This is a genomic window from Actinotignum vesiculae (assembly GCF_051267215.1).
Classification (GTDB): Bacteria; Actinomycetota; Actinomycetes; order Actinomycetales; family Actinomycetaceae; genus Actinotignum; species Actinotignum schaalii.
Map to the genome: position 1 here is coordinate 14832 of NZ_JBOZGG010000011.1, position 25538 is coordinate 40369.

Here is a 25538-nt window from a genome sequence, read left to right on the forward strand (position 1 = left end):
ACGCTGCCACCATCATAGGCTAGGCCCGCTTGCGGGTGTACAGCACCACCCCGCCAACGCAGAGGAGGGCCAGAGTGACCGAGAGCGGGTCGATCACCTCGGAGCCGGAATGGGCGAGGTTATTGCCGAGCTTCTTGCCTTCGCGTTCCAGCTGGGCGATTTGTTCGGCGGAAAGTTCGCAGGGCTGCCCATCGGCGGTGCGGCCTTCCCACACCGTTTCGGTGCCGCCGCCGCTCGAACCGAACCACTGCTGACCGACCAGCTGCCCGAAGGTACCCGATTCGAAAACGGCCATCTTGCCGGGGCCGGACACGCTCGTGACGCTCAGGGTGAGCTCGCCGGTGGTTGCTTCGCGGAAGCTGGGATGCTGGGTATTCGCGCCGAGCCACGGCACTCCGGAAACCTGGCTGGAGGAAATCATGTAGATGCGCTCGCCGGCGCTCGCCACAAAATCGATGCCGGCCGGGGCGGTGGTGGCCGCGGCCTCCCCCAGCCCGAAACTCAGGGAAGCCGGGTCGAGCCACTGCCCGGAATTATCGTCTTTGACGGCGGCGCGCAGCTGCCCGCCATCCACCACCGCGCCCAGATCATAGTGGCCGCTATTGGCGGTGCCACTTCCTCCGACGTTGAAGGTGAGGGTGGTGGTAGTGGACAGGCGGGTGCCGTCCGTGGCGGTGGCGTTGAGGGCCAGGCCCACCGTGTAGGTGCCCGGCTGGGTGAAGACCCAATTGGGGTGCACATGGGTATTGGCCGGGATCGTATGCGAGCCGCTGGCACCGCCGCTCGCTGCGCGCTCCACCGGGGTGGGGATGCACACCGGCGCGGCGGGTGCTTGGGGCGCCTGGCCGGCCGGGGCTTGGGGCGCCTGAGCCGCGGGTGCCTGGCCCGATGGTGCCTGCGTAGCGCCGCCGTTCGGCGCCGGGGTGCCGGGCGCACCGTTGGCCCCGCCGTTCCCACCATTAGCGCCATTAGCGCCATTAGCACCGTTCCCGCCGTTGGCGCCACTTCCCCCATTACCAGCTCCCGGGGTAGATCCGCCGCCCGGGGTAGCGGTATCGCCCGGCACGCCAGCGGCGCCGTCGTTCCCATTACCGGAGCCATTATCGGAACCGCTACCGGAACCACCGTTATCGTGCCCCTGCGCGGCCGCAATCGCGGCGTCGCCCACCGCCCAGGTGTAGGTGCGGGCGGGCGCGGTGAGGGTGCCGCCGGGGGTATCCACTTCGGCGCGCACCGTCATGCGGTAGGTGCCGGGCGCGGAGAAGAGCCAATTAGCGTGCTGGTGCGCGGGTTCAGGCTGGGCGATCACGCTGCCCGGTCCCATCTGGAAGCTCGGGGCGCCGGCGGCATCGCGCAAAATCGGGTTGAGGGTGGCGAAATTCGTTTCCCACAGGAAGACCTTGCCGGGACCTTCGAGTTGCTCCACCACGAAACGTGCCGCGGTGCCGCCGAGCCGGCGCGCAGCCCCGGAATCCCAGCCGGGCCACACAATTCCGGGCTGCTGCACCTGGTCGAGCAGAAAGCCGGGTGTACCCAGCTGCGGAACATCGGCAGATTTGCTAGTGAAAGTTCGCTCGACTACCCCGATCACGGTTTCTTCAGGGGCGCGCTCCACCCCGGTGCCGGTGGCGTCTTCTTTGAGATTGAGGGAGATGGCGCCATCCGCCCCTGCGGTGATGTTGAAGAGGTCCATATGCCCGGAGGTGAGAACGGTGGGCTGCCCGGCTCCCGCCCCCGCGGGTGCTGCCGGCACCGGTGCGGCTTGGGCGGCAGGAAGGAACGCTCCCCACCCGGCCAGGAGCGCCGCCATCGCGCCCGCCAGCCCCGCCGCAGCACGCCGTGTGAGTGCTGTCATGACTTTCCTTTCCTTGCGGTACTTGCGCCACCTAGCCTATTTGATAACAATAATGATTATCAATAAGGGGTGATGCGGTTGTCTCTCACGCGGACCGCCGCACACCGAAACGGAAAGAGACAGAATGGCACGACGCCTCCTCGCGGCCCTGGCCGCCGCCGCACTCACCGCCGGGATAGCTCCGGCCGCCGCGGCCGCCCCGGATGACGGAAAGATTGTCACAACGACGGCGCACGTTGATGCCCCCAAGGTTTTTTGGGAAAACGGTACGTTCGTGCTGAAGAACGAAGCCTATGACGAGCTGTATCCGCTGGAGAAGACCGTCAATTGGGTGGGGCGCGGCTACGCGCGCTCCGGCTCGAATCAGGGCGGGCAGCAGTACATTTTCCTACCCCCGGATAACGAGGCTTACGGGCATCTGCGCAAGGTCGCCGAGCGCTGGTATTCCGCGCCGGGCATGCCCAGCGGCCCCTTCCCCATCTGGGCCGGTTTCGGTGCGGATGCCGCCATTCCGGTGGAGCAATTCCGCAACGGCACCTTCGCGCTGGAGCTGACCAAATTCGACGGCCCGGGGCGCATGGAAGCGTTCATGACCAATATGGACCTCTACCTCCCGCTGTTCTCCAGCCACGAGACGGGGCGGCGGGTCTCCTACCTGGTGCCCGGCAGCCACACCCACAACGAGACCGCTTTCACCAAGCCGGGACGCTACACCCTGACCTACCGCGCCATCGCGCGCGGGGTGGACGGCAAGATTATCGCCTCGCAGGAGATTCCCTTTGTATGGCAGGTGGGCGGCACCCGCCCCGCCAAGGAGGCGGGCCCCGATCTGGCTACCGCGTTCAACGCCGCACCTACCGGGGATACCTCCGGCTACCGTTTCTCCCTCGCCCCGTACGAGGGCCGCGAGCATGACGCGGATGACCAGCTCACCGAACTGCGTTTCGATGCCGGTTCGGAAACGGTGGCGGGGAAGGTGCAGTTCTTCCTGGATGGTTACTTCCTGGCCGAGGTCCCGGTGGAGAAGGGGAAGGCGCGCTGGGCGGAGATGATTGGCTCGGGCGCCTCGAATTTCCAGGCGGTTTTCGTGCCCGCCACCCCGGGAACGCAGGGCGCGGCCGGCGCGCCCAAGGCCGACGGCGCAGCCAATTCGGCTCCCGGTACTCAGGCCACCACCGGGGCCCGCTGGATTTCCGCCCCGGTCTCCTACACCTTCGGGGAGGCCGAGGCCAGCACCTCGGAGAGCGCCGCGCAGCTGCCCGAGCCCCATTCGCAGGACCCGGCGCCGGCTATGGCAGGCGGGGAGTATACGCCGTCGTCCTTCGATTACACGGTGCGCACGGAAAAGACAGCCACCGGAAACGTGACCACCTCGGTTGCTTTCGCGGATCCGAAGGTGCGTGCGTACGTGCACGGCGGTTACTACGCGAAACCGGAGGATAAGTACCCGGATTGCGAAGTGAATATGGTGACGGATTCGCGCGGCGTGGCCACCGTGACCCAGGGCGATTCCTGGTGCGAGGGCTACCATCTCAAGCTCAGCATCGACCCGCATCCGGAAGTGAATATGAGCGCGGCCGCCGACGTGCGTTTCGGCACCATGGATTTGAGCGCCCCGCAGAGCTATTCTGGGCGGCTCGCCGCGGCTCCCGCTATTGGTACCGGCACCCAGCCGGCCCCCGGGCCGCAGCCTGAACCGGCGCCGGGTCCAGGGCCGAATCCCGGCCCGAATCCTGGACCGAACCCGAACCCGGGGCCGAATCCGCCCGCGCCGGCGCCCACGCCTTCCGTGTCGCCTAGCGCTCCCGCACCAGCTCCCGCGCCAAAGCCCGCCCCGTCGCGCACCATTTTGCGGCGCGGCCACGTGGATCTGCAGGCGGTGCCAGGCGAAGGAGGCCCGGGCGTCACTCTCAAGGACGACACCCTCGAGCACGCTACCACCTCGGTGCAGCGCGATGTGAGCACGGTGGCGCTGGCGGTGCCCGATTCGGCGAAGTCCCCGCGGGCGAAGGGCGCGGCTTTTGATTTCCTCGGCGCGGAGGGCGAGCGGCTCTACCAGCTGCCCCAGAACTGGGATCGTTCGCATATTTGGCCCGGGTGGTCCACGGAAAGCTACCGCAAACCCACGCGTTTCCACGTGGAGCCGGAGTCGATTCCGGCGGGCGCGCAGTATCACGCCTACGCGCTGAGCGGTTTCGGGAACGTGGATCGGCTCTTCGACGCCTCGCGCACCGCCCTTGACCTGCCCGACCCCACGCACCAGCACGCCGGTTGGGCCTTCACGCAGCCGGGCGTGTACGTGTTGCGGGTGTGGTACGACGACGCCGCAGCCGCGCCGGAAGCTTCCGGCGCGGGCGGGGCCAACCGGGCGGGCCGCCTAGTTTTCTTGGTTGGGGATGAGACGATCGCCGGCTACGAGCAGGGCACCGTGAGCATCCCCGGCGATCCCTCCGCGAATCCGAATCCGGGCGGGAATCCCGGTGGCAATCCGGGCGGTGGAAATCCTGGCGGCACGCCAGATCCAGGAGGAAACCCCGGAGGTAATCCTGGTGGCAACCAGGGCGGCACCGGCAATCCGGGTGGTGCGCCCACGCCGGGCGCCGCTCCCGCGCCGCAACCGTCAGCCGCACCTGGAACCCCGGGAGGAGTTACCACACCCAAACCGAATCCGCAGCCGGGTACCCCCGGCATGGGAAATAATTCCGGGAATAAGCCGCTAACTCCGGCCGGGCCGCCCGCGCCCGCTCCGCTTCCGGAGAATCCCGGGGCGAAGGTGCTACCGCCGAGCGGCAACGCACCACTCAGCCCCGGTGGCGGCGCCACCCTCACGGGTAACCGGGTGGTTGGCACGCCGCAGGCCGGTGGCGGCGGGGCACCGCGCCCCCTCTCCCCCACTCCGGCGAAGGCCGGTGGGCCGGCGGCCGGGAAGGCAGCTGCCCCCTCCGCTACTCCGTCGGCGAGTGCCACGCCCGGTGCTGGCACACCCTCCGGTTCCGCCTTCGTTGGCATGCCCAATGGCGCGGCGAGCCAGGGCAACCAGGTGGCCGCCGGCGCAAATGCGGACGCTTCGGCAAGCGGCTGGGATCGGAGCATTAAGCTGAGCACCCTGGCAAAGATCATGGGCGTCATCGCTTTGTGTGCCCTGTGCCTGGGCGGCGGCGTCGCCCTGGAACGCCACCGGCGCAAGTAACGCACCTATGAACGGACCGGGCCACTAAGGCCCGCCCCTACACCCCGGCGCACCCGAGACCGGATGCGCCGGGGTGTAGTCTGTTTTTTGGCTGGGCAAAGGCGTCGGCCATACGTGAAGGAGATGATCTCAGGTGAGTGAGAAGATTACCCAAACCGCGGGCCGTGACCAGCTGGGAGATTTTACCCCGCTTTTTGCCGAGCTCAATGACGATGTTCTTTTTGGGCGGGTATGGAATCAACCCGCGCTATCTCTCAAAATGAAGTGCGTGGTCACGGTAGTGGCTCTCATGGCCTCCGGGATCACAGATTCTTCGCTGCGGTACCACTTGGAAAACGCCAAGAATCACGGGGTGACCCGGGAGGAGATCGCCGCGATCATCACACATGCGGCCATGTACGTGGGTTGGCCGAAGGCGTGGGCAGTTTTCAATTTGGCGAAGGATGTGTGGAACGTTGAGACTGCGGGTGCGGATGGTAGCGCTGGCTCCAATCCTGGCACGGATGCACTGAGCGCCAAGGAACGCCACGCGCGCGAATGCCTCTTCCCTATCGGTACCCCCAATGACGGTTTCGCCCAGTACTTTATCGGGCAGAGCTACCTTGCGCCGGTTTCCACCAGCCAGGTTCCCATGTACAACGTGACGTTCGAGCCAAGCTGCCGCAATAACTGGCATATCCACCACGCTTCCAGCGGCGGCGGCCAGATCCTTATCTGCGTGGCCGGCCGAGGATTCCACCAGGCATGGGGCCAGCCGGTGGAAGAAATGCTGCCCGGGGATGTGATCAATGTGCCGGCGGGCACCAAACACTGGCACGGGGCCGCGCCCGATAGCTGGTTCTCCCACCTCGCCGTGGAAGTTCCCGGAACGGATACCTCCAACGAATGGCTCGAGCCGGTGAGCGATGCGGAATATGCGCAGCTAACATGGCACAACTAGCTGGCCCCTAGAACAGAATCGGCACGCGGATTTAGAGCAGACTCCCGTTCGGTCTAAACAAATCACATAGTGGATTTCTCTTCAGAACGACTTATTTCAAATAACAAACACACCTAAGCACTTGCATGTAACCCACATCACGCTATATTCTTAAATTGTGAACAGCTAGTTCACGTCATTCAAAGGAGAATGTAATGAAAAAGATACTAGGCACTACTGCCGTAGCCTTACTTGCAGCTCTACCAACAGCTGCCTACGCGTCAATGTCTGCCGGCCAATTTGGAGGATCGACCAATGGTGTTATTTTCCAAGTTAACACTTCAAATAGCCGTGGTTTCTGGGCTAATTCTGTCGCAACAGGAGGAGCAACCGTAAGCGGCAACTACCGGACTTACGCCAGGTGCGATTATCAACCAACACGACAGGGAGATTTCGCCTATATAACGAGAGGCTCGAAGGTTTCCCGAGTTTCCCTGGGCGCCTGCACTTGGGGCATCGCTTCTGGAAAGATCCAACAACAAGGATAAAATCCATGCTGACTACTCGTCATCTAACCCAGGGGTACTCCGCGTCGAATCCCGTCTTTAGCGGACTTGACGCGGAGTTCCCCTCCGGGGTCACCGCTTTGCTGGGGCCAAATGGCGCCGGCAAAACTACCCTGCTACGCACCCTGGCCGGCCAATTGCGCCCGCGTGACGGCAGCGTTTACATTTCCGGGAAACCACTCCAGAAAATCAGCTGGCGCGAACTGGGGCAAAGCATCGGCTACCTGCCGCAGAAAATCACATTTGATCCCAGGCTCACCGTTGCAGAATTTGCTTCGTATATTGGCTGGGTGCGCGGCGTGACACGTGCAGATACGAAGGCCTCGCTACACAATAACCTCCACGATTTTGATATTGACGACCTCGCCAATAAGAAAATGGAAAGTCTATCTGGTGGGCAATTGCAACGAGCCGGATTGGCCGCCGCCAAAGTGGGCGACCCGCAGATATTACTTCTTGATGAACCAACGGCCGGCTTGGATCCGGTGCAGCGCGTAAAATTCCGAAAACTCCTTGGCGCGCACCTCGCAGATACCGTTATTATCTCCACCCACCTCATTGAGGACATCGTTCATGTAGCTGAAACTGTTCTGGTCTTCGACCAGGGCACTATCCGTTTTTCGGGAACGGTGGCGGAACTGGAAAACCTTGGTAGCCACACTGGCACTGATACGCGAGATATGAGCCTGGCGGAGGCGGGCTTTATGGCGGTATTGGCCGGAGAAACTCCGCGGGGGAGCACCTCATGATTTTCTGGCCCTACCTCAAACGTCACCCCCATCTCATCAGCGTGCTCCTCACCCTGATAGTCGGAGCGATAGCGTTATGGCTCCTACGTGATTCCTGGGTGGGCTATACGAGCGCCACGGCAAATTACGCTCTCTGCGGTTTTATTTTCGGAATGCCGCTCGTTTCTGCAGTGCAGGCAATTCACTCCGAACGAATCCGTGCGGTAGATCTTCCCACGTGGGTGCCGTATTCCCCGCGTCGCGTGCTCATGCAGAACGCCAGCGCGCTTATGCCGGGGCTCCTCACCGTCCTCTTCACGGGAGCGATGCTCAGTGGTGCTGCCCTAGGGGTAACTGCCATGGCACGCGAAGAGCTCGCGCCGGTCAATATTCATCCGATCATCGGGTACCTATGCCTCGGATTACTGGGGGTACTTATTGGCCATATGATCGGGCGAATAGATGCATCTAGCGCCGTACTTGCAGTGGGAAGCTTCGGGGCAATGCTAGGCATTGCCATGTTCACCACACAATATACGGTTCTAGAACCCTATATGGAGGTATCACTCCCCCAGCTCTACACCCTTATTACAGTGACAGCACTGGCCTTCATCCCCGCACTTTTCCTTCCCCGGCGTTCCGGCTGGCATAAAAAACAAAGCGTGGGAAGCTTGATATTTGCCTTTATTGCTGTTGCTACCCTCATCGCCGCCAGCGCGCTCTTCCCGGAGCCGAGCCAACGCCGGGGCGGCGGCCAGGTATGCACCACGTCTCAACCTTTCCTGTGCGTATGGAAAGAACACGAGCCCGCTTTGCGAACATTCACGAATATCCGCGACCGTATCCTGCCGCTTATCCCCGAAGGAATGCCAGTTGCGGATACCTTTGAAGAATTTGCTCTCAACGGCAATCACTACGGCGGGCGAACTTTGAACTTTGCGAGCGCGGATATGGATGACGAAAGCATGCTCGTCACTGCGCTGGTATACCCCCTCACGAATCGGAGTTATGAAGGAGGATCAAACAGTGATGCCGGGAATGCCGCACGTAATGATCTTGACCTATGGCTCATGATGCGAGGCGCCCCGAGTAAAACAGATAGTTCCTTTATTGCCGACGGTCATGATTCCGCGACAGTGGAACGCGCGCGAGCAATTACCGCACTACCGGAAGCGGAACAGCGCGCCTGGGCTCAGGCGACGTATGCAGCATCTGTTGCTGATTTAGAGAGGTAGCACGATGACCGCACATCCGTGGCTCATCTACCTCCGCGCTCACCGAGCTTTGAAGGCACTCGGTATCGCCCTTGCCGCCCTCATCGCTATCTATTTACTCGGAGAAGACCACACCTTCCATTCGTGGGTCTCAGGTGGGACAACACCGCTTGGCCGCATGCTCACCTTCTGCATACCCTTGGCCCTCCTCAGTGTCATGGCCCCGCGCGAGGAGAAGGACTACTACGGTAAAGCTCCGGCGGGTATGTTGCTGACGGTAGGGTGCGGAATCGCCAGCGCTACTGCGGCATTAACCGGAGTTTTCGTGCTACTCACTCACGACTCTGCCGGGCTCAGCCTGCTCCGCCTTCACGTTGCGTGGCTAGCACTTGGAATCGTGAGTGCCTACTTCTTCGGCGCACGCCTCATGTGGGCACTTCCCCTGGTGCTGGTGTTCCTGAGCGCAGCTTTCGCGCCTGATCGTGAGAGCACCTGGAATCTGGTGCAATCACGGAGCAATAGCCCCTCGCTGTGGCTTATCGCTGCCGGTATGTGTGTAGCGGCAGGATTATGCGCGGCACTGTACTGCCGAGGCATCCGGCCGCGGTACCTCAAGCGGTAGGTTGCTGCCGGATCGCTTCGAAAGCACATCAGCATTAACGGGGTGTGGGTGCGTACCGCAGAAATCTGCGATACGCACCCACACCTATATAAATATGCCCGCGCGGGCGGCAGTCACACCCGCCGTCCACCCCGCGGCCCGCGGCGCACGGCAGCGGCCCGCGGCGCACGGCAACCGCCCGTGCCGCCAGCGCACCCGCTCCGCGAGCGCGCCGCGCGAAGAACTACGCCTTCTGCTTCTCCACCAGGGCCTGCAAAGCCTTGGTGTCCAAGCCGGAGAGTTCGTCCACGAGCAGCTGGCGCTCCAGGCGCTGGAGATCGCGCAGCGGCAGCTCGGACAGGCGCGCGATAATCTCCTGGCGCTCGTCGTCCGGAGCGAGCTGCGGGGCCGGAGCCGCGCTGGGAGCCGAAGCACCCGCGGTGGCAGAGCCCCCGCCCTTGGGTACCGTCGTCGTAATAGAAACAATGGCGAGCAGCAAGAACACCAAAGAAACACCCAAGGCGACCATCGCGGCCAGGCGAATCGAGGAATTATCCGTACGCCCGGACATCGCGATCACGTCCGGCACCGGGGCGCCCTGCAGCCCGTAGAAGACCGCCAGCGAAATCGCGGTACCGATCGCCCCGCCCAGCGAGGAGGCCATCTTGTAGATACCCGAACCGGAACCGGCCTGGGAAGCCGGCAGGTTCGAAAGCGCCGCGTCCGTGGAGGGCGTGGCGTAGAAGGCCAGGCCCAGGCCGAAGAGGCAGTAGGCGATTACCGCCATGAGCACGTACTGGCCGATGAGCAGGTGCGTGGTCATGAGCAGCCCGCAGGCCACGATGGTGATGAGGCAACCCCAGATCATCGGCTTGCGCGGCCCGAAACGCTGGAGGAGTTTCTCGCCGATGCGGATGAAGGCGATAATGCACACGCCGTAGCCCAGCGACAGCAGGCCGGCGTCGAAGGCGGTGTAGAGAGAACCGTCCGCCTTGTGCCCGGCCAGCTGGATGACCTGCTGGCTAATAATGAGCATGCCGATGGTGCCGTTCACCAGGAAGTTGGAGATCGTGGCACCCGTGAAGGTGGTGTTCTTGAAAAGCGCGAAATCAATGAAGGGGTTAGCCTGCTTGCGTTCCCACCCGAAGAAGAGCGCGTAGGACACCACCGCGAGCGCGGTGAGCAGGAGCGTTGCTGCACTCCCCCACCCGAGTTTCGAGCCGTAGAGCAGCACGATCATGAGTCCGAGGGTGCCGGCGATGAAGAGCACCAGGCCGATAGCATCGAAGCTCTTGCGCGGGCCGGTGCTTTCCACCCGGTTTTCCGGGGTGCCCAGGATCATGAGGAAGGCGAGCACGGAAATAATAATCGAGGCGATGAAGATTCCGCGCCAGCCCACGAATTGCACCACGGTGCCGCCAAAGATCGCGGCCAGGCCGGAGCCACCCCAGGAACCAATCGACCACATGGACACCGCGCGCTGGCGGGCCGGGCCATCCCAGTAGGCCTTCACGAGGGCCATCGAGGCCGGCATGATGCAGGCCGCGCCCAGGCCCTGGATCGCGCGCCCGGTCAGCAGCAGCGGCAGCGCCACGCCCCCGGCCGCGAAAATGAGCAGCAGCGAACCGGCCGCGTTGAGCACAATCCCGAGGAGGGTGATGCGCACGCGCCCGATCTTATCGGCCAGGCCGCCCATAAGCACCATGAAGAGACCGGAGAACAGGCCGGTGATAGAAACCGCGAGGTTCATCCCGGCCGCGTCTACGTTACCGAGGTCCTCCATAATATTGGGTGCCACGGTGGCGGCAGTTCCGGCGAACAGCCAGAAGGTCACCACCGCGAGGACGATGCCCCACAGCAGTTTTTCGGTGCCCCGGTAGCCGGTTTCTTGCGGCGGGTTACCGGCCGGCACCGTGCCAGCCTGCGCCGTACCGGCCGGCGCCTTTGCGCCATTGGTGGTAGCCATAGTTTTATCCTTTGTCATCGTGGAAATGTAGTCCCGCTAGTCCCGCGCCAGCCAAGCGAGCGCGGCAACGGCCGCGGCTTCGGTGCCGGTGGCGAGGGTGGGTTGGAGAACCGGCCCGAAGGCGGGGTTGTGGTTGGGGTAGGTGGGCGCGCCTTCCGCGAATCCACCGAAGCCCCAATAGGTGTAGGGAATCCCGAAGGCGTCCGGGATCACGCTGAAATCTTCGGAAGCCGATACTTCGCCGCAGTCCATCACGCGCTCTTCCCCGAAGTGTGCCAGGAATGCCTGGGTGACCTTGGCGGTAGTTGCGTCGTCGTTATTAGTAAGCGGGTAGGAATCGTAGATCTCAAATTCCGGTGCCTGCGGGGCGCGGGCCGCTTCGCATTCGGCCGTGACGGTGCGCTTAATGCCATCAAGGAGCTGTTCGCGCACGTCCATGTCGTACGCGCGAATATTAATAAGCAGGGTGGCCGTGTCCGGAATAATATTTGATTTGCTTCCGGCGTGGATGGAACCCACGGTCAGCACCGCCATCTTGAAGGGATTAATTTCGCGCGCCACCACGCTCTGGAGCCGGGTCACCACGGCGGCGGCCAGCACCACCGGGTCGATACTCAGATGCGGCATGGAGCCGTGCGAGCCCTTCCCGTGCAGCGTCACCTTAACGGAAGCGCCGGTGGAGAGAATCGCCCCGGCGTGGGTGCCGACCTGCCCGGCACGCATCGGCCCGGCCAGCACATGCTGCCCCAGAGCCACATCCGGCGCCGGAATCTTATCGACCAGGCCGTCGGCCACCATGGAGCGCGCCCCGGCCGCGGTTTCTTCCCCGGGCTGGAACAGCGCGATATAGGTGCCGGCCCAGGCCTCACGGTTTTCCGCGAAAATACGGGCCGCGCCCAGGGCGCAAGAAATATGGAAATCGTGGCCGCAGGCGTGCATGGCCGGGACTTCGTTACCGTCCGCGTCCGTGCGCGTCTGCGTGGATGCGTACTCGAGCCCGGTTGCTTCCTTGACCGGGAGCCCGTCAATATCGGCGCGGAAGAGCACCGCGGGCCCCTCCCCGTTTTCCAGCACACCGACGACGCCGCCGCCGATCCGCTGCGTTGCGTACCCGAGGCGCGTCAGTTCCGCGTCGATAGTGTCACACGTTTCTTTTTCCTGCATAGAAAGTTCGGGATGCTGATGCAGGTGGATATAAAGCTCTTCTTGCCAGGAGGTGAAAGAATCCACCGCCTCTTTAATGTTGATCATGAATCACCTTTCCGCCAGGATAGGGCGGGACCGCCATCGTTGCGAATGCGTGGAAGTAGCGGCCGGCCCTATCTGCGCCTTGTGCCCGGCTCACGCGCCGGGTCTACTTCAGATAGTAGCCGGAAAGCGTGGCCGATGCCGCGCCGGTACGCTTAATGCATGGCTACTATTTTTGTGCGGTGCGACGACGCAGCCGCGCCCACGCTCACTTTCGATACTCAGGCCGGTGGAGCGAATGCGGCCCCCTTCGGGGAAGGCGATGTGCTCCTCGATATTTCCTGGTCTTCCCTCAATTACAAAGATGCGCTGTGCCTGAAAGGCGACCGGGGTGTGGCTAGGGTCAGCCCGCTTATTCCCGGTATTGACGCGGTGGGGACGGTGCGGGAGGCCGGCCCGGACAGCCCGGTGCGCCCGGGGCATCTGGTCAGCGTGAACGGGGCGGGCCTGGGCGAATTCCGGCACGGGGGTTACACCCCGCAGCTGCTGGTTCCGGGAGATGCCTGCGTGCCGGTGCCGGAAGTGTTGAGCGCCGCGCAGGCGGCGGCCCTGGGAACGGCCGGGTATACGGCGGCGCTGTGCGTGCTGGCGCTCAGTGATCACGCGGCGAAGGACGGCCCGGTTGTGGTAACCGGGGCGAGCGGCGGGGTGGGAAGTATCGCGCTCCATCTCCTCGCACGGCTCGGCTATGAACCGGTGGCGCTGACCGGGCGAGCGGAGCGCTTCGGGGATTTCCTGCGCGGACTCGGGGCCAGCGAGGTGCTTGAGCGCTCGGAATTCGAGGAGCCTTCCGCGCGGCCGCTGCAGAAGAGCCGCTTCGCGGGCGGGGTGGATACCGTGGGCGGGCAGGTGCTCGCGAATCTGCTGGCGCAAACCCGCTGGGGCGGGACGGTGGCCGCCTGCGGGCTGGCCGGCAGCACCGCGCTGCCCACCACGGTGCTGCCCTTTATTTTGCGGGGCGTTACCCTGGCCGGGGTGGATTCGGTGCGGGCCCCGCGCGAGCTGCGCCTGCGCGCCTGGGAGCTGCTGGCCGAGCACGTAGATACGAGCGTGCTCGATTCCCTCACCCACGTGATCGAGCTGGAGGAGGTTCCCGCAGCTGGGCGCGAGCTGCTGGCCGGCCAGCGTTACGGCCGCACGGCGGTGCGGATTAGCTAAGGGCGGCAGCGCGGACCTGCGGGGCAGCGCCGGTCAGACCGCGGCGTGCATGAGCCGAGGCCGACGGGGGCCGCGGGCCGGCGAACGGCCCGTAGCCCCCGTTTGGCGCGGCCCGCACCGGCTAAAATAGTGAAATATGATTGACCAGCGCACTGAAGGCTCAAAGGTTTCTATTATTGGCGCCGGGGCGGTGGGAACTTCCCTCGCCTACGCCATGCTCATTAAAGGCGTGGCCCGGCATGTTGTTCTTCAAGATATCAACGCACAGAAGGTGCATGCCGAAGCTCTCGATCTTATGCACGGTGGCCAGTTCATGCCGACCGCCAAAATTGAGGGCACCGATAACGTGGAGGCCACCGCGGATTCCGATGTTATCGTGATTACTGCCGGGGCGCGCCAGCGGCCGGGCCAGTCTCGCTTGGACCTTGCGGGCGCGAGTGTGGCGATGATGCGCTCCATTGTTCCCCCACTCGTTGAGCTCTCCCCCAACGCGATTTTCGTCGTCGTCGCCAATCCTGTGGACGTGGTCACCCAAGCCGTCCTCAAAATCTCCGGGCTGCCGCCCGCGCGCGTTTTCGGGACCGGAACCGTGCTGGATTCTTCGCGGCTGCGCCAGCTTATTTCGCAGAAGTTCCACGTGGCGACCTCGAATGTGCACGCCTATATGTGCGGCGAACACGGGGATTCCGAAACTCCCATGTGGTCGATGGCGTCGATTTCCACGGTGCCGATCCGCGAATGGGAGCTACGCTCCGGCCCGGTCACCGACGAACTCCTCGACGGTATCGCCGACCGCGTCATCAACGCCGCCTACGAAGTGATCGAAGGGAAAGGCTCCACAAATTACGCCATCGGGCTGGCGGCCTCCCGGATTATCCAGGCGGTGCTGCGCGACGAACACGTGGTGCTTTCCGTTTCCCGGCTCATGACCGGCTGGAACGGGATTTCCGGGGTGTGCATGTCCGTGCCCACCATCGTGGGGGCGCGCGGCGCGATCCGGCAGATCGATATGAAGCCATCGGATGCGGAACTGGAATCCCTGCGGGCCAGCGCCGCGCAGATTCGCGAAGCGCTGTCCAACCTTGAGGGTATGGGCGACGACGCCTAGGCGGCGGCAAGCATCGTGTCAGCAAGCATCGCGGACCTGAGCCGGCCGGCTGATGAGCTGGCCCCGCTGCTGCTGGGCGCGGTGGTAGGCGACGGTGCCGTAGCGGTGCGCCTCACCGAGGTGGAAGCCTACCTCGGGGCGAGCGATCCGGCCTCGCATGCTTTCGCCGGACCCACCCCGCGCGCCCGCGTCATGTTCGGGCCACCCGCCCACCTCTATGTCTATCTCAGCTACGGCATCCATCGCATCGGCAATATCGTCTGCGGGGCGGATGGCCAGGCCAGCGCGGTGCTCTTGCGCGCCGGCGAGGTCGTGGCCGGGCTGGAGGAAGCCCGCCGGCGCCGGACCCGGCCAGGGGCCGCTCCGCCCGCGCGCCAGGCCCTGGCGCGCGGGCCGGGCAACTTGGGCCAGGTGCTAGCTTTGGATATCTCCATGAGCGGGCTGCCGCTGACGGTGAGGGATGCGGATGGCGGGATGCTCGCTCCCGCGGGATTGGCGGGGCGGGCCCTGTGGCTGGAGTTGCCGCCGGTGCCGCTGCCCTACAAGGTGGGCCCCCGCATCGGGATTTCCCGAAATAAAGAGGCACCGCTGCGCTTCTGGCTACCCGGGGATCCCACCGTCAGTGGGCGGCGCAGCTAGCGCCCCTCGCGGGATAGGGGCACAGCACACCGCACAGTACGGTCATGGCCGCTGGGCCAACAGGAACACCGCGACGGAGCGAGCTGGCACAGTAACGGTGCCGCTGATAAGCGTGGCGGCGCGGACTGCGTCGTCGTACCCATGAATCTGAATGGGCGAAAGCTCATAACTTTCCGTGACGCCCTCGATTTTTTCCGTGATGGGGCGCGGGGAGGCGTTGAAGGCAATGATGATGCCGTCGAGCTGCGGGTCGATATCCGGGCCGGCGGTGTCGTCGATGCGCATGATGATAAGGCCGGGGGTGGCGCCCGGCCCGCCGTTGGGGAAACTCACTTTCGCGCGGATCAGCTCCGCGCTTCCCAGGGTGATGAGCGGGCTGGAATGGCGCAGGCGCAGTAGGTCGCGGGCAATGGCGCCCGCGCGGGCGATCTGTTCGGGGCCGGGGCGCAGCTCGGGGCGCGCCAGCAGCGGCCGGATGACCGGCCAGGATGCCTCGTTGCGGCTGGCGGGCGGGAGGCCCACCCCGAAATTATTGCTCTGCCCGGAGAAATCCAGGCGGTTGAAATGGTCCCCGGAATTATAGGAATCCCGGTCCAGGGACTTCGAGCGGAGCAGCTCGGTGCCCGCGTGCCAGAAAGCCGGGGCCTGCCCGAGCACCACCGTGGCCAGAGAGAGCAGCGCCATCCGGATGCGGTCATCGGTGCTCAGGGAGAGCGGCAGTTTGTATGCGCCAATATCCCACAGGGTTTCGTTATCGTGCGCGTCCACGTAATTGACGGCTTCCTGGGGCTGGGAGGCGAAACCGGCGGGCCGCCCACCGTAATCCAGCTCGGCACCGCTTTTCCATTCCCCGGTGTGGGTGCGGAAGCGAAAATCGCGTAGAGCCCCGGCCAGGGAGAGTTTGACCAGGTCGGTGGCGTGCCCGAGGCGTGCGCGATTCTCCTCCGGAGAGCACGGACTGTGGCCATTCGGGTCGGTGAACAGGCCGGTGCCGTAGCCCTGGTGGTGGCGTTTATCGGAATCGAAAGGCCCGCCGCCGTGGACGGCATCGCGCAGGCGATCATTGAAGGCCCCGATACCGGTGCCGTTCAACTCCAGCTGGGTGGCCTGACGGAACCGCGCATTATCGGCCACTTCCCCGAAATTCCAGCCCTCCCCGTAGAGGTAGATGCGCGTGCCGTCGATACCGTCCCGCTCCGCCGTGAGGGCATCGAGAGCGGCGCGCACCGCCTCCATATTTGCCCGCGCATGGTGGCCCATGAGGTCGAAACGGAAACCGTCCACGCGATAGTACTTGGCCCACAGCACCACCGCATCGACCATGAGTTTTTCCGCCATGAGATTTTCGGTCGCCACATTCGGGCAGCACGTCGACGTTGCGACGGCGCCGCGCGCGTCCAGCCGGTAATAATAACCGGGCACTACTTTATCGAGGACGGAGGCCGGCGCCCCGCCCGCAGCGGCCGTGTGGTTGTAGACCTGATCGAGTACGACGCCGAGGCCAGCCGCATGCAGCCCTCCCACCATGGCACGGAACTCATTTATGCGCGCCCCGCCATAGGGTTCCACCGCGTAGCTACCTTCCGGCGCCAGGTAATGGAACGGATCGTAGCCCCAGTTATAGGCATCGGAATCCGCCACCGCACTCACGGCCTGCTGCTGGGCCGGGGAATCCGGGGCGGCCGGCGGGATCCGCGGGATTTTCTGGTTCTCGGGGCGTTCGGGAATGGTGGCGATATCGAAGGTGGGAAGGAGGTGAACGGTGGTCATCCCGGCGGCGGCCAGGGCGCGCAGGTGGCGCATCCCGACCGAATCCGGCAGCGTAAACGCACCGTATTTTCCGCGCAAGTGATCGGGAACGGTGGGATCCGACATTGAAAAATCACGCACGTGCAGCTCGTAAATGGTGTGGGCGGCCGGGTTGGTGAGGGTGCGCTGCGGGGCGGTGCGCCAGAGATCTGGCTGGTAGGCCGGGTCATCCATATCCACGAAGACGGCGCGCTCGGAATCCACCGTGAGGGCCACCGCGTAGGGGTCGGTTACCCGGTAGGTCACCACGGTGCCCGCCCGGGGTTCCACAACCTCGACCTCGAAAAGATAGCTGGCGTTCTTCCAGGCCGGGGTGCCATGCACGTGCCAAATACCCAGCTCATCGCGGGTCATGGGGTGCGTGGTGGTGCACGCGGCAGCGGTGCGGGTGGCGGCGCACGTGGCGGAGCTAGCGGTGCACGCAGCGGCACCAGTGGCGGGGCCAGCGCCGTCGCCAGTGGTCTCCGCACCCGCACCCGCGCCATCGCCCGCACTCTCGCCCGCACCCGTCACCTCAATACGAACCCGGCGGGCGGTGGGCGCCCACAGTGCCGCCGCGGGCGCATCCCCATTCCACGCGACCCCGAGCTTTGCCTGGCGGGCACCCGCGTAAAGATCATCAATCATCCCGGCAATCTGCACCCCGGTCAGGGCGCTCAGCTCACCGGAGCTGCTACGGCGCGCCACGAGGAGCTGCCCGCGCAGGGCCTCGCGCAACTGGTGGGAAGGCACGCCGCTCAGGCGCAGCGCGGTATATCCGGCCAGGTGAGCGCGCGTGGGAATGGCCGCGGCCGGGATACCTCCCGGGTCCACCGTGAGGGCGCAAAGCCGCGTGACGCCGAGCTGTTCTGCGCTCCTATCGCCACGCGCACTGTCCCCGAGCACCCCAGCCCCATCCGGGCAGACCCACAGCTCAAAGCTGTCGCCCTCCGCGATCTGCTCCGCGGGCCAGGCAATCAACGAGCGGTTAACCGATTGCGCGAGGAACTCCCCGCAGCCGAAAAGCGCCTCAGAACTCCAGTGGTGGGTCATGGTGATCTCCTGTGATCGGCAAAATGGGAGCGGTGCGGATACGCGCGGGGACGGTGCGCGAGCGGCGCCCGCAGGGCGGGCAATGCGCGGCCAGTTTATCCGGTGGCAGAACTCACTCACAAGGTGAACGCGTATCCGCACCGCCCACCCCAGGAATTAATATGGGCGGCGAGGAGGTATCCGATATGACATCCGAATCCGAAGCTGCGCCCCGCCTGGTGGTGGGCGCGGCCCTCGTCGCCGACCTCACCAATCCCAGCGGCGTGCTGGCCACCCAGCGTTCCTATCCTGAATGGGCGGACGGCCTGTGGGAATTCCCCGGCGGCAAAGTGGAACCCGGGGAAACCCCGCGCGAGGCCCTGCACCGGGAGATTTCCGAGGAGCTGGGCTGCGGTATTGATATCGGCAGGCAACTGGCCAATCCCGATAGCCCGGACGGCTCCTGGGACCTGAGTTCCGGGGAACATAACGCCGGGCTGCGGATGATGGTGTGGCTGGCGCGACCCTTCGGGGAGATCACCCTGGGCCCGGCGCACCGCGATGCCCGCGTCCTCACCGCCGCGGAGCTCGATAGCGTGGAGTGGTTGCCCGGCGATATCCAGATTCTGCCTGTGCTGCGCGCCGCCCTGGGTGGGCGCTAGCCGAAAGCCACGGCGGTGGCCGCATGGGGCAGGCTTCCTAGCTGCGCCGTCGTACCTAAGATGACGCACGGCGCGCGGTGCCGTAACCTAGGAGGACAATCCCCAGCACAAGGAGTACGCATGAAACACGGCGCGCACGGCCCGGCGCGATGGCCGCTGTATTTCTTGCTTTTCGCCGCTGCCGTTCTCGCGGGCGTGCTCGCCCTGGTGGGGGTTTCGTATTTTTCTGGCGACGACGCCGCCGGGCCGGCGCCCACCGCCGCCGGTTCCGAACCCGGGCGCAGCGCCTCCGCCGATCTCACCCAGCTGCGCGAACAGGTTCACGACTTGCGCTCGGGCGCCTGCCCGAATCCGGAGAGCGCGGCGGCAACCCTGGCTGATTACGCCACCGCGGCGGCCGCGGGCGGCACCTATACCGCCGAAGCGCCGCTGCTCACCGAAGCCCTGCGTACTCTCTCCTCCAGCTGCGGGGCCGAATACACCCTGAGCTTGAGCACGGCGCTCGGCGATATTGCCGCCCCGGCGGATTTCCAATCTTTCGCGGCCTCGCGCCAGTGGTGGAAACTGGTGCGGCCCGCCCCGCCGGAGGCCACTCGGCTGGAATCTTTCACCACCCCGATGAATAACGTGCGCTGCTCCCTCGACGAAAAAGCCGCCAATTGCACGATTTTCACCTATGACTATGTGTCGCCGCCCGGCTGCGAAGGCGAACCGGCCAATTACACCGTGGGGCTGACGGGCACCACCACCTCCGGGTGTTCCACCCAGGTGAGCACCGCCAAAGAGGTGCCCTACGGCAGCGTGGTGGCCGCGCACGGTTTCGCCTGCACCGCCGACCAATACGCCGGGATTTCCTGCTGGTCGGAGCTGACCGGCCACGGCTTTACGGTGCGGCGGGCCGCCGAAGAAGTGTTCTAGCTGCTGCGTTCGCCGAGCGCGCGCACGGCGGCGAGCACCCGCGCGCTGCCTTCCGGTTCGGCCACGCTGATCCGCACGCCGTCGCCGAGCACCCGCACCAGCACCCCGGCATCCATGCAAGCGTCTTCGAAACGCGCGGCGCTCACCCCGTGCCGGGCCAGTTCCGCCGCGGAAACCCACAGGAAATTCGCGTGGGAGGTGGGCGTGTGCCAACCGGCCGCCGCGAGCTGGGCGGCCAGCTCATCGCGGGCACCGGCGAGCTGCGCGGCGCGTTCCAGCACGGTATCCGCTTCGGTGAGAGCGGCCTGGCCGGCCACCTGAGCGAGGTGATTCACGCCGAAAGGCGTGGCGATACGGCGCAGCGGCTCGGCCAGCGCGGGGCTGGTGAGCAGGTAACCCAGTCGCAGCCCGGCCAGCGCAAATGCCTTGGAAAACGTGCGCGCCACCGCCACATTCGGGTACTGGCGCGCGAGTTCCTTCCCGTTTTGTACGACGGCGCGGCTCGCCTGGCTTTCGCCTACCGCGGGAGCGAAGTGAATATAGGCTTCGTCGAGAAGCACCGGGATGCGGGCGGGAACCTTGGCCAGGAAGCTGGCTAGCTCGGCATGCGGAATGGTGGTGCCGGTGGGATTATTGGGCGAACACAGGAGGATGGCGCGGGTATTGTCCGTAATGGCGGCGGCCATGGCGTCCAGGTCATGGGTGCCATCCGCGCGCAGCGGCACGCCCACGAAACGCCCGCCCGCGGCAATGGTGGCAATGGGGTAGGCCTCGAAGGAGCGCCACGGACTCACTACTTCACCGCCCGGGGTGACCACGGCTTGCAAGAATTTTTCGATGAGGGCGGTGGAGCCATTGCCCACCACAATGCCTGCCGGATCCCAGTTCTCGTAGGCCGCGAGCGCGGCGGTGAGCTGCGCGCAGGACATATCGGGATAGCGATTGAGCTCCCCGCCCTGAGCGACCGCGGCCGCGAGCGCGGCGGCCACCGCCGGGGTGGGCGGGAAAGGAACTTCGTTGCTGGAGAGTTTGACGCTATCGGCGTTGCGGGGGCGTTTCCCGGCAACATAACTGGGCAGATCGGCTAATTCGGGGCGGAACCATTGCATTCTTCTATTGTGCACCATCGCTGCGGGCTACCCCGGGGCCGTTCCGCGCCGCCGCACCGTCGCGCCGTGGACCGTGGCCGCCAGCACCGGCGCCTCCATACTGCGCACCGTGGCCGCGCACACCCCATTTGCCGCGCACCGTTATCCGAAACGGTGCGCCACCCAGCTCGGTGCGCCGTAGGATGCGGGTATGGAGACCTTTGTGAAAACCGGTGATCCGGCTGAGATCTGGGGTGAGGCGCTCTCGCTGGCGGAGCTGGCTGAGGCCACGCCGAGTGGTGGGGCGCCCGTCGTGCCCCTCCTGTCCACCGCCGCGGATCACGACCGCGGTGTTATTCGTGAAGAACGCTTGCGCTCCGTGCGCGCCACCGCGCTGGCCGCGCGGGAATTCGGGGCGCGCCTGGCCCACACCCACGCCTGGGATCCCTCCGGGCACCGGATTTTCGGGCAGGCTCCCGGTGGCGCGGCTTCGCCCTCCAACACGGCCCCGCCCGGGAACGCGGGTTCACCAGGTAGAACCGCCAAACCCGGAAAAACGACCGCGCCCGCCACTACCCGCTCCCGCCGGATCCGGCTGGGTTCCTGGGATTTGCCGGTGGTTCCCGCCGATTCCCCCACCCGCGGCTTCGGGGAGTTCTACGCCGCGGATCGCATCGAGCCCTACCTGGGCCCCGCCCGCGACAACTGTGCGTTGGATGCGAGCGGCACCCACGCCCTGGAGCGTTTATGCGAGCGCCTGCGCGACGGCGCTTTCGATAGCCCTCAGCCGGCCCTGGTGCACAGCCCGGCCGCCCTGCTCCACGGCGATTTATGGAGCGGCAATGTGATGTGGACGGAGCGCGGCGGGATGCTCATCGACCCGGTTTCCCACGGCGGACACGCGGAAACCGACCTGGCCACCCTCACGGTCTTCCGCGCGCCGTTCGTGGAGGAAATCTACGCCGGCTATAACGAGGTCTCCCCGCTGGCTTCCGGGTGGCAGCACCGCATCGGCCTGCACAGCCTCCATATCCTCATCCTCCACGCCGCGCTTTTCGGCGGTTCCTACGGCGCGGAAACCCTGGCCGCCGCCCGGCCCTACCTCTAGTTATTCCAGCCGAACGTGCATTCCCGGCCACCACCGGGCACCCCGGTGTACGCCCGCGGTTCTGCCAGCCGGGCGCGGATCTGCCAGAATAGAGCCATGAGTGAGCAGCGCGCGCCAGAATCAGCTTCCGAATCCACCCCCGTCCCGAATATTTCCGGGCCGCTATCCCCCTTAGACGGCCGCTACGCCAGCGCCACCGCCCCGCTCCAGCCCTACCTGTGCGAGGCCGCGCTTAACCGCTACCGGATTCACGTGGAAGTCGAATGGTTGATTTTCCTGTGCGAACGCGCCGTGATTCCCGGGGTGGGGGCGTTGCCCGGCAGCGCCGTCGTATATTTGCGGTCACTTCCTGAAAAGTTCGACGACGCCGCGGCACGCGAGCTGGCCACCATTGAGGCGGAAACACGGCACGATGTCAAGGCTGTCGAATACTTCATCAAGAAGCGTATGGACGCTGGCGGGCTGGGCCACCTGCGCGAGATGGTCCATATTTTCTGCACCTCGGAGGATATTAATAGCCTGGCCTGGGCGCTGGGCGTGCGCGATGCGGTACGCCGCTGCTGGTTGCCGCGCGCTTGGAGCCTGGTTTCTGATTTGAGCGAGCTGGCTCGCACCCACGCGGAGCTGCCCATGCTGGCTCATACGCACGGGCAACCGGCTTCGCCCACCACCGTTGGCAAGGAGCTTGCCGTTTTCGCGCACCGCCTGCACCGGTCTCTGCGCCGGGTAGAAGCCGCCGAATATTATGGGAAATTCTCAGGGGCCACCGGGACTTTCTCCGCGCACGCCACCGCGATTCCGGAGGCGAACTGGCCGGAACTGGCCCGCGATTTTGTGGAATCCTTAGGGCTGAGCTGGAATCCGCTCACCACCCAGATTGAGTCCTATGATGCACTCGCCGATCTTTTCGACGATATTGCGCACGTCAATCGCATCGCCCATAACCTCGCCACCGATATGTGGACCTATATTTCGCTTGATTATTTCCATCAGAACCTGGCGGCGCAGGGCTCGACCGGCTCCTCGACAATGCCGCATAAGGTCAATCCCATTCGCTTCGAAAATGCGGAAGCGAATCTTGAGATCAGCTCCGGGCTTTTCGGGGTGCTCAGCCAGACGCTGGTGACCTCCCGGATGCAGCGCGATCTCACCGATTCCTCCACGAAACGCAATATCGGGGTGGCGCTCGGGCATTCCTACCTCGCCCTCGATAATTTACGGCGCGGGCTGGCCGGAGTGGATCCCAATCCCGCTAAACTCGCCGCGGATCTGGAAGCGAATTGGGAAGTGCTGGGCGAACCGATCCAGCAGGCCATGCGGGCCGCGGCCCTGGGTGGGGCCGAACATCTGGAAGATCCCTACGAGCGGCTCAAGGCACTCACCCGCGGGCGGAAAGTCACCGCGGCAGATATGCGGGAATTTATTGCGGGCTTGGGTTTGCCGGGGGACGTGGAGAAACGTCTTCTTGCTCTCACCCCGGCCGGGTACACCGGCCTGGCTGCCCGCCTCGTGGATTTCCTGGAAGACACGCCCGGGACCGCAGCCAGCTAAGCCTGCTAAGGTAACCGGCAGGCCGCGCGGTAGCGCGGCGGCGTCGTCGTAAAAAATACGGCATATGTGCCGCACTTCGCGGCGTTCGCAACCAGAGGAGAAGCGTGAACGTAGCAGCATGGACGAGCGTCCTGGCGACCGCACCGGCGCCGGGCGGCGACCCGGGCGCGATGGGCGGGATCACCGGCTGGGTGGTCAGCGTGATGGACGCTATCGGCGGGTTCGGAGCGGCGCTTCTTATCGCGCTGGAAAATATTTTTCCGCCGCTGCCCTCCGAGGTGATTTTGCCGCTGGCCGGGTTCACGGCCTCCTCGCCCACCTCGAATATGACGCTCATCGGCGCGATTCTGTGGTGTACCGCCGGTTCGCTGGCCGGGGCGTGGCTGCTGTACGGGCTGGGCGCCTGGCTCGGGCGGGAACGTACCCGCAAAATTCTGCTGTGGTTCCCGCTCACCAAACAATCCGACGTGGATAAAACCGAGGCCTGGTTCGATAAGCACGGCAGTTGGACCGTGTTCTTCGGGCGCATGGTGCCGATTTTCCGCTCCCTTATTTCGCTTCCCGCCGGCGTGACGAATATGGGGATGCTGAAATTTACCGCGCTGACGGCGGTGGGCTCGGCGATCTGGAATACGATTCTGATTTACGCCGGTTACCTGCTGGGCGCGAATTGGACCATCGTGGAAGATTACGTGGGGATTTTCGCGAAGATCGTGGCGGTGGTGTGCCTGGTGATCGCGGTGGGGTGGATTATTCACCGCGTGGTTGTGAACCGGCGGGGGCGTTAGAAAGTAAAACCCTCAAGCAATTCCGGCTCAAGGTAGCGTAGAAGTTCGGCTAAAAGTAGGATAGAAATCCGGCTAATGGTAGCGTAGGGCGCCTGCTAACGGTAGGATAGAGCTATGCGTTACCATAAGCGAGCAATTGATAAGCGGCTAGACGCATTACTTCCCGAGGTTCCCGCAATCGCGATTGACGGCGCGAAAGGCGTGGGGAAAACCGCCACCGCCTTGCAGCGCGCGAATACAGTATGGCTGCTTGACCGCCCCGAAACTCAATATGTGGCGGCCGCGGATCCGGATTTCACCACCGTCCCGCCCGGCACCCTCCTATTGGACGAATGGCAGAAAGTCCCGGCGGTGTGGGATTCTGTGCGGCGCCAGGTAGACGGGGGTGCACCTGCGGGAAGATTCCTGCTGACCGGCTCAGCCACGCCTTTCGATGCCAGCGGGCTGCACAGCGGGGCCGGACGAGTGCTCTCTTTACGGCTGCGCCCAATGGCATTATTCGAACGCGGCCTTGTTGAGCCTAGCGTGAGTTTCGGTGAACTGCTCAGAAACCCGAGTCAAAACATAGCCGGCCATACGGATTTTGCTTTGCCGGATTATTGCCGCGCCATAGCCCGGAGCGGCTTCCCCGGGATCATGACGAAATCCGCTGAAGTGACCCAAGAGTTACTGGATTCGTATCTACGCTTGATTATCGACCGTGATTTACCTGATTACGGGGCAACGGTGCGCCGCCCGGAAGTATTGCACCGCTGGTTAGCTGCGTACGCGGCGGCGAGTTCCCTCACAACCTCGTACGCCAATTTATTAGATGCCACCACCGGTGGGGATGGCACGCAGCCTGCAAAAAGTACCACGATTACGTACCGGGAACACCTCACCGCACTGTGGATTTTGGACCCCATCCCCGGTTGGGCACCCGCCAGTAACGCTTTGAAGCGGCTGCAGCTCGCCCCGAAACACCAGCTAGCTGATCCGGCACTGGCGCTGCGGCTACTCAACCTGAACGAAACCACATTGCTGGGCGCGCGCGGGCAGAAGTTCTTGGGGCAATTATTCGAGTCCCTAGCCGCGCTGAGCGTGCGAGTCGCAGCCGAAGCCAACCGGGCCCGCGTATTCCATTTACGAACCCGCAACGGAGACCACGAGGTGGACTTGATAGCTGAGGGCCCGAGCGGAGAAATCGCCGGAGTGGAGGTGAAACTCGCCAACGCGATTAGCGAGCATGATGTGCAGCACCTGCTGTGGTTACGCAAGCAAATTCCCGAACACGACCCGCTGCTCATGGTCCTCAACACCGGCACCCAGACATACCGCCGCCCCGACGGGATTTACGTTATCCCCCTCGCGCTATTGGGGGCGTAAATTCGGCGACGGCGCGCACTCCGGCCGCGCAGCGATCACGAATTCG

At 64.6% G+C, this 25538-nt stretch carries 20 protein-coding genes; 15 read left to right on the forward strand and 5 right to left on the reverse strand.

All coding sequences use genetic code 11. The features are described 5' to 3' along the window. Nucleotides 1–19: 19 nt before the first annotated feature. Complete coding sequence (locus ACRQHG_RS06740; protein WP_435719841.1) at nucleotides 20–1855, reverse strand: choice-of-anchor M domain-containing protein; 1836 nt, start codon at nucleotides 1853–1855, stop codon at nucleotides 20–22. Nucleotides 1856–1979: 124 nt separating this feature from the next. Here ACRQHG_RS06740 and ACRQHG_RS06745 point away from each other — a divergent pair, with 124 nt between their 5' ends. From ACRQHG_RS06745 to ACRQHG_RS06770, 6 genes are all read left to right on the forward strand, one after another. Then, nucleotides 1980–5045 (forward strand): choice-of-anchor M domain-containing protein, encoded by a 3066-nt coding sequence (locus ACRQHG_RS06745; protein ID WP_435719842.1) that lies wholly within the window; start codon nucleotides 1980–1982, stop codon nucleotides 5043–5045. A gap of 133 nt (nucleotides 5046–5178) precedes the next feature. After that, entirely contained in the window at nucleotides 5179–5985 is an 807-nt protein-coding gene (locus tag ACRQHG_RS06750) for a carboxymuconolactone decarboxylase family protein (protein ID WP_435719843.1), read from the forward strand. A 194-nt stretch (nucleotides 5986–6179) separates the two neighbouring features. Continuing rightward, a complete protein-coding gene (locus tag ACRQHG_RS06755; RefSeq protein WP_435719844.1) occupies nucleotides 6180–6512 on the forward strand; it encodes a hypothetical protein in 333 nt (110 codons plus the stop codon). Between the two features lie 5 nt (nucleotides 6513–6517). Further along, the gene (locus ACRQHG_RS06760) at nucleotides 6518–7279 is read left to right on the forward strand and encodes an ABC transporter ATP-binding protein (RefSeq protein ID WP_435719845.1); all 762 of its coding nucleotides are present in this window, start codon (nucleotides 6518–6520) and stop codon (nucleotides 7277–7279) included. Further along, a complete protein-coding gene (locus tag ACRQHG_RS06765; RefSeq protein ID WP_435719846.1) occupies nucleotides 7276–8493 on the forward strand; it encodes a DUF7224 domain-containing protein in 1218 nt (405 codons plus the stop codon). Before ACRQHG_RS06760 ends, ACRQHG_RS06765 begins: the two co-directional genes overlap by 4 nt. Before the next feature lie 4 nt (nucleotides 8494–8497). After that, the gene (locus ACRQHG_RS06770) at nucleotides 8498–9094 is read left to right on the forward strand and encodes a hypothetical protein (RefSeq protein ID WP_435719847.1); all 597 of its coding nucleotides are present in this window, start codon (nucleotides 8498–8500) and stop codon (nucleotides 9092–9094) included. Between the two features lie 223 nt (nucleotides 9095–9317). On the opposite strand, the gene ACRQHG_RS06775 is transcribed toward ACRQHG_RS06770, so the two are convergent. Together ACRQHG_RS06775 and ACRQHG_RS06780 are read right to left on the reverse strand one after the other, a co-directional pair. Beyond that, nucleotides 9318–11039, reverse strand: coding sequence for an MFS transporter (locus tag ACRQHG_RS06775; protein WP_026428975.1), 1722 nt, complete (start codon nucleotides 11037–11039; stop codon nucleotides 9318–9320). A 36-nt stretch (nucleotides 11040–11075) separates the two neighbouring features. Then, the gene (locus ACRQHG_RS06780; protein ID WP_435719848.1) at nucleotides 11076–12290 is read right to left on the reverse strand and encodes an amidohydrolase; all 1215 of its coding nucleotides are present in this window, start codon (nucleotides 12288–12290) and stop codon (nucleotides 11076–11078) included. 159 nt (nucleotides 12291–12449) lie between these two features. Here ACRQHG_RS06780 and ACRQHG_RS06785 point away from each other — a divergent pair, with 159 nt between their 5' ends. The 3 genes from ACRQHG_RS06785 to ACRQHG_RS06795 all read left to right on the forward strand — a co-directional run bounded on the left by ACRQHG_RS06785 (nucleotide 12450) and on the right by ACRQHG_RS06795 (nucleotide 15192). Next, nucleotides 12450–13445, forward strand: a complete 996-nt coding sequence (locus tag ACRQHG_RS06785) for an acrylyl-CoA reductase family protein (RefSeq protein WP_410374567.1) — start codon at nucleotides 12450–12452, stop codon at nucleotides 13443–13445. 136 nt (nucleotides 13446–13581) lie between these two features. After that, nucleotides 13582–14553, forward strand: coding sequence for an L-lactate dehydrogenase (locus ACRQHG_RS06790; RefSeq protein WP_026428978.1), 972 nt, complete (start codon nucleotides 13582–13584; stop codon nucleotides 14551–14553). 15 nt (nucleotides 14554–14568) lie between these two features. Continuing rightward, entirely contained in the window at nucleotides 14569–15192 is a 624-nt protein-coding gene (locus ACRQHG_RS06795) for a DNA-3-methyladenine glycosylase (protein WP_410374568.1), read from the forward strand. 42 nt (nucleotides 15193–15234) lie between these two features. Here ACRQHG_RS06795 and pulA read toward each other — a convergent pair whose 3' ends face one another. Next, nucleotides 15235–18033, reverse strand: coding sequence for a pullulanase-type alpha-1,6-glucosidase (gene pulA / locus ACRQHG_RS06800; RefSeq protein WP_410374569.1), 2799 nt, complete (start codon nucleotides 18031–18033; stop codon nucleotides 15235–15237). Between the two features lie 161 nt (nucleotides 18034–18194). Between pulA and ACRQHG_RS06805 the strand changes: the two genes are divergently transcribed. Both ACRQHG_RS06805 and ACRQHG_RS06810 read left to right on the forward strand, forming a co-directional pair. After that, complete coding sequence (locus tag ACRQHG_RS06805; protein ID WP_284901702.1) at nucleotides 18195–18674, forward strand: (deoxy)nucleoside triphosphate pyrophosphohydrolase; 480 nt, start codon at nucleotides 18195–18197, stop codon at nucleotides 18672–18674. A 120-nt stretch (nucleotides 18675–18794) separates the two neighbouring features. Then, nucleotides 18795–19592 carry a hypothetical protein gene (locus tag ACRQHG_RS06810; RefSeq protein WP_284896063.1) on the forward strand — a complete coding sequence of 266 codons (798 nt, stop codon included), beginning with the start codon at nucleotides 18795–18797 and terminating at the stop codon, nucleotides 19590–19592. Here the strand turns inward: ACRQHG_RS06810 and ACRQHG_RS06815 are convergent. Next, nucleotides 19589–20701, reverse strand: a complete 1113-nt coding sequence (locus tag ACRQHG_RS06815) for a histidinol-phosphate transaminase (protein ID WP_284896061.1) — start codon at nucleotides 20699–20701, stop codon at nucleotides 19589–19591. The two genes, ACRQHG_RS06810 and ACRQHG_RS06815, sit on opposite strands and share 4 nt — an antisense overlap. A gap of 190 nt (nucleotides 20702–20891) precedes the next feature. Here ACRQHG_RS06815 and ACRQHG_RS06820 point away from each other — a divergent pair, with 190 nt between their 5' ends. The 4 genes from ACRQHG_RS06820 (at nucleotide 20892) to ACRQHG_RS06835 (ending at nucleotide 25492) form a co-directional block, all read left to right on the forward strand. Further along, the gene (locus tag ACRQHG_RS06820; RefSeq protein WP_284896059.1) at nucleotides 20892–21788 is read left to right on the forward strand and encodes a fructosamine kinase family protein; all 897 of its coding nucleotides are present in this window, start codon (nucleotides 20892–20894) and stop codon (nucleotides 21786–21788) included. Nucleotides 21789–21884: 96 nt separating this feature from the next. Further along, on the forward strand, nucleotides 21885–23339 hold the full coding sequence (gene purB, locus ACRQHG_RS06825) for an adenylosuccinate lyase (protein WP_284896057.1): 1455 nt from the start codon (nucleotides 21885–21887) through the stop codon (nucleotides 23337–23339). Nucleotides 23340–23443: 104 nt separating this feature from the next. Then, on the forward strand, nucleotides 23444–24127 hold the full coding sequence (locus tag ACRQHG_RS06830; protein ID WP_016441929.1) for a DedA family protein: 684 nt from the start codon (nucleotides 23444–23446) through the stop codon (nucleotides 24125–24127). Between the two features lie 114 nt (nucleotides 24128–24241). Further along, nucleotides 24242–25492 carry an ATP-binding protein gene (locus ACRQHG_RS06835; RefSeq protein ID WP_435719849.1) on the forward strand — a complete coding sequence of 417 codons (1251 nt, stop codon included), beginning with the start codon at nucleotides 24242–24244 and terminating at the stop codon, nucleotides 25490–25492. Nucleotides 25493–25538 lie beyond the last annotated feature (46 nt).

Excerpts from the sequence above, each read along its gene's own strand:
- ACRQHG_RS06740 (WP_435719841.1), bottom strand. The coding sequence starts at position 1,855 with ATGACAGCACTCACACGGCGTGCTGCGGCGGGGCTGGCGGGCGCGATG.
- ACRQHG_RS06745 (WP_435719842.1), top strand. The coding sequence starts at position 1,980 with ATGGCACGACGCCTCCTCGCGGCCCTGGCCGCCGCCGCACTCACCGCC.
- ACRQHG_RS06755 (WP_435719844.1), top strand. The coding sequence starts at position 6,180 with ATGAAAAAGATACTAGGCACTACTGCCGTAGCCTTACTTGCAGCTCTA.
- ACRQHG_RS06760 (WP_435719845.1), top strand. The coding sequence starts at position 6,518 with ATGCTGACTACTCGTCATCTAACCCAGGGGTACTCCGCGTCGAATCCC.
- ACRQHG_RS06765 (WP_435719846.1), top strand. The coding sequence starts at position 7,276 with ATGATTTTCTGGCCCTACCTCAAACGTCACCCCCATCTCATCAGCGTG.
- ACRQHG_RS06770 (WP_435719847.1), top strand. The coding sequence starts at position 8,498 with ATGACCGCACATCCGTGGCTCATCTACCTCCGCGCTCACCGAGCTTTG.
- ACRQHG_RS06775 (WP_026428975.1), bottom strand. The coding sequence starts at position 11,039 with ATGGCTACCACCAATGGCGCAAAGGCGCCGGCCGGTACGGCGCAGGCT.
- ACRQHG_RS06780 (WP_435719848.1), bottom strand. The coding sequence starts at position 12,290 with ATGATCAACATTAAAGAGGCGGTGGATTCTTTCACCTCCTGGCAAGAA.
- ACRQHG_RS06785 (WP_410374567.1), top strand. The coding sequence starts at position 12,450 with ATGGCTACTATTTTTGTGCGGTGCGACGACGCAGCCGCGCCCACGCTC.
- ACRQHG_RS06790 (WP_026428978.1), top strand. The coding sequence starts at position 13,582 with ATGATTGACCAGCGCACTGAAGGCTCAAAGGTTTCTATTATTGGCGCC.
- pulA (WP_410374569.1), bottom strand. The coding sequence starts at position 18,033 with ATGACCCACCACTGGAGTTCTGAGGCGCTTTTCGGCTGCGGGGAGTTC.
- ACRQHG_RS06805 (WP_284901702.1), top strand. The coding sequence starts at position 18,195 with ATGGGCGGCGAGGAGGTATCCGATATGACATCCGAATCCGAAGCTGCG.
- ACRQHG_RS06810 (WP_284896063.1), top strand. The coding sequence starts at position 18,795 with ATGAAACACGGCGCGCACGGCCCGGCGCGATGGCCGCTGTATTTCTTG.
- ACRQHG_RS06815 (WP_284896061.1), bottom strand. The coding sequence starts at position 20,701 with ATGCAATGGTTCCGCCCCGAATTAGCCGATCTGCCCAGTTATGTTGCC.
- ACRQHG_RS06820 (WP_284896059.1), top strand. The coding sequence starts at position 20,892 with ATGGAGACCTTTGTGAAAACCGGTGATCCGGCTGAGATCTGGGGTGAG.
- purB (WP_284896057.1), top strand. The coding sequence starts at position 21,885 with ATGAGTGAGCAGCGCGCGCCAGAATCAGCTTCCGAATCCACCCCCGTC.
- ACRQHG_RS06835 (WP_435719849.1), top strand. The coding sequence starts at position 24,242 with ATGCGTTACCATAAGCGAGCAATTGATAAGCGGCTAGACGCATTACTT.